This window comes from Ohessyouella blattaphilus (assembly GCF_024721265.1).
GTDB classification, from domain to species: domain Bacteria; phylum Bacillota; class Clostridia; order Lachnospirales; family Lachnospiraceae; genus Aequitasia; species Aequitasia blattaphilus_A.
Window position 1 is genome coordinate 1 of sequence record NZ_JAMXOC010000058.1, and the last position, 2,637, is coordinate 2,637.

Annotated in this window: 2 protein-coding genes; both read right to left on the reverse strand. The window is 42.3% G+C overall.

What is annotated here, in order from left to right; all coding sequences use genetic code 11:
- Positions 1–13: 13 nt before the first annotated feature.
- On the reverse strand, positions 14–1,192 hold the full coding sequence (locus NHH16_RS15220) for a type IV secretory system conjugative DNA transfer family protein (protein WP_262070445.1): 1,179 nt from the start codon (positions 1,190–1,192) through the stop codon (positions 14–16).
- A 13-nt stretch (positions 1,193–1,205) separates the two neighbouring features.
- Complete coding sequence (locus NHH16_RS15225; protein ID WP_262070446.1) at positions 1,206–2,486, reverse strand: hypothetical protein; 1,281 nt, start codon at positions 2,484–2,486, stop codon at positions 1,206–1,208.
- Between the last annotated feature and the right edge of the window lie 151 nt (positions 2,487–2,637).

Genomic DNA, 2,637 nt, shown 5'->3' on the forward strand with positions numbered 1-2,637 from the left:
AACAGATTTTCAATTAGCCGCGTGCGACATATGAGCCGCACTTACGGGCGCACGTGTAGAACATGGAAATTAGAAAATTGTACGATTTATCGTTATCGGGAAGCACTAAAAATAACGCTGTTTTTCGGTGGGGATTTCCATCGATGCCTAGCCCAAGGGCTCGCATATCTATATCATTACCGCTAAAAATTCGTTTGATGTCTGCCGTCTCGCATAACTTGAGCATGGCGTTTACCATAATCACAATACTGCGAACCGTCTCCGTAGCCCCTTCTTTTAACTTCCGATAATCGCGAACTGGCGGATAATCCGCTCCCTTTTCCTTGGCCAGCTTATTCATTTTAAATTGTAGCTGAGTAGTCTTGTCATCAACCTTCTTCGTCTCCATATTTACAAGCTTTAGGATATTGTTCATACTCCCCGTGCGCTTTTCTTCTTTTGCTTCTAGCCATTCATAAAAGAAAAGAGCTTGCAAATACAGATCCACTCCATCATCCCAAAAAGGCTCGCTTTGCATGGCTTCTGGTTTTCTCACGCTTTCATGCAAATTGGTGATTAACCGAATTAGGTCATTTTCACGTACAATCCAGTGAAATGGATTATACCGATCTGACTTCCAAGGTTCCTTTAGGTTTAGGCTCCTGATAGCAAATCCTTTTTCTTTCAAATAGTTTCCCGTGGTACGCATGAGTTCACCCTTAACATCTAAAACCACATAGGTATTGGCCGCTTGAAGGAGATTAGGAATAATAATAGAAGTCGTCTTATAGGTACCTGGTGGTCCAATCACTAACATGTTGTTATTGGAAAGTTTCCGCTTACTTATTTTCATATTCTTAGAGACAATACGATTTTTGCTTTCGTCTTTGTCCGCTAACAATCGACATAGCTTCTTCACATCTCCCCACTCTTCGCAGCCGTGCTCCTTATGAAAGTAAAAATTGCGATAATGATATGCGTAATAGCTGACAAACATAATCCAGAGGACAAAAAAAAGACCAACCATGGCGGGGGTCTTCTCGTTTATGTAGTTGGCAAAAGGATTGGTAGCTATTACCCTGATGGTCTCGTTAATCGTTCCGAAGTTTGCACCAGGGATTACATAAAAGGCGCCTACATAATACCCGATTATGAGAAAGACCAGCAGGGATATGCTATACATTAAATACGGTGTTTGCTTTTTCGTCTGCATGCTACATTCCCCCTTACCTAGCCTTAATCGGATTCGCTGGTATTCTTTCACCCACATCTTTCGCTACCTTTGTAGTCAGACTATCCATCGACTTCTTTGCTACCAAAGAGTCTACTTGCTGATAGTGAGTGGCAAAGAGTTCGCCGCCGGTAGGACGCTGTTCAACGGTAACCAGTTCACCTTTTGCATCCATAATGATTGGCTTTTGCTCTTTATGGAGATACGCGAGATACGTGTGCCCCTCATCGGTTACAAAAACTTGTTCTGCTGGTAGGATCAACGTTTGTTCACTTTCTCCCCATGTGCCTGGCACCCTAGAAGCGAAAAACCCCTGACTGTTAACAGTATCACCCCCAGCATAGGAACTTTTTTCTACTAGGGTTTCACGATTTATCGAAAGGGCAACGTATTCTGGATTGTTATAGTACTCTAAGAAGCCTACGTCTGTTGCTTGCCGGACTTTCTGCTCTTCGCTTAAAAACAAACTCTCTATGCTACCGGGAGGCTGATTATACTTTTCACTTGCTCGTTTGTACGTTTCATCTGCCTGCTCAATATACTTGGCTTCTGTGATAAGCCCAGTATTTCCATAATCGGCAGAACTGATAAGCTGAAGCTCACCTAGTTCTTCCCCACCTCTAAAGCACTCCTCACGGTACAGCTTATACCAGTGCTGTACTTTCTGAACGTCTCCATTGGCAACCATCAACTGAATTTCACCATCGCCTACATTTAAGTCTGGAAGTACTGCATAATTGATCCCCAAAGACAAAAAGTCTTCCTTTATCAATTCTTGTTTTCCTTCTAAGGGAATGCTAATGATACTGTCATTATTATTCGTTAGGTTTTGCAGATCTTGAATGGACTTTTCTCCGCCTCGCAAGCTCCACATCAAATAGCGATCAAACCATGCCTGAAACTTACTTCTATCCCCTTTTTGAATGGCTACTTGAATAATGCCATCTTCTTTATTCAGGTCTGGAATAACTGCATATTGAATTCCAATGTTTTTTAGTTCTTTTTCTAATTCCACTGCTGATAGTGAGGTAGAAGTGCTGGCATCGGGAATGTTTTGGATTTCATAATCACCACTGGTACTGACAATAAACTTCTCTAAGGACTTCACTTCCCCTGCCTTTACAAGTTTCTCTGCCAGTAGTCTACGCATGAAAGTCATAAGAAGCATAATGCCACCAGCCGCTAACGTATTGTTAAAAAGAAACATTCCCTTCATAGCCTTACTCATTCCGCGCATATTCATTAGTATTTCTCGTACTTCTCGTTCTTGTTCCATAGTTATCTACCTCTTCTCGGGATCATCCGACTTGGTTCCTCAAATATAGGCGTCTCCCTAATCATCTGTTCCAGATACTTCTTGGCATCAGCGCTTTCCATGATTTCCTCCTCCATAAAACTAAAGCGCTTTCCCGTTACCCCGCCCACAA

Excerpts from the sequence above, each read along its gene's own strand:
- NHH16_RS15225 (WP_262070446.1), bottom strand. The coding sequence starts at position 2,486 with ATGGAACAAGAACGAGAAGTACGAGAAATACTAATGAATATGCGCGGA.
- NHH16_RS15220 (WP_262070445.1), bottom strand. The coding sequence starts at position 1,192 with ATGCAGACGAAAAAGCAAACACCGTATTTAATGTATAGCATATCCCTG.